1 protein-coding gene is annotated in these 358 nt (G+C 43.9%); it reads right to left on the bottom strand.

From position 1 onward, the window contains the following. The coding region (locus RCF13_RS13590) for an NTP transferase domain-containing protein (protein ID WP_308141250.1) at positions 1-316 on the bottom strand (316 nt) is incomplete at its 3' end. Positions 317-358 lie beyond the last annotated feature (42 nt).

Raw genomic sequence — 358 nt, 5'->3', positions numbered from 1 at the left:
GTACGAGCATTATATCTGCAGGCTTTTGTTTCATTGTGTGAACAATCTCCGAAGCCATTTCATAATCTACAAATGGACAGTCGGCAGTTACTCTTATCACATAATCAGGTGAATAAGAGCGGGCGCATTCATAATAACGTGACAAAACATCATCTTCCGATCCACGGAAATAAGATACGTTGTTGGCCTTGCACCATTTTACAATCCTGTCGTCACCTGGCAATTTAGAAGTAGCAACGATAACTTCGTCTACATGCGCGACCATTCTGCACCGTTCTACTACATAGTGCAGGACTGGATATTTTTCAAGATCCATTAACACTTTACCTGGAAGGCGTGACGAGCCCATGCGGGCCTG

The organism is Stenotrophomonas maltophilia group sp. RNC7 (assembly GCF_030910085.1).
GTDB classification, from domain to species: Bacteria; Pseudomonadota; Gammaproteobacteria; order Xanthomonadales; family Xanthomonadaceae; genus Stenotrophomonas; species Stenotrophomonas sepilia.
Note: the sequence above shows the minus strand (reverse complement) of the source record. Positions and strands in the feature narration are given on the sequence as shown.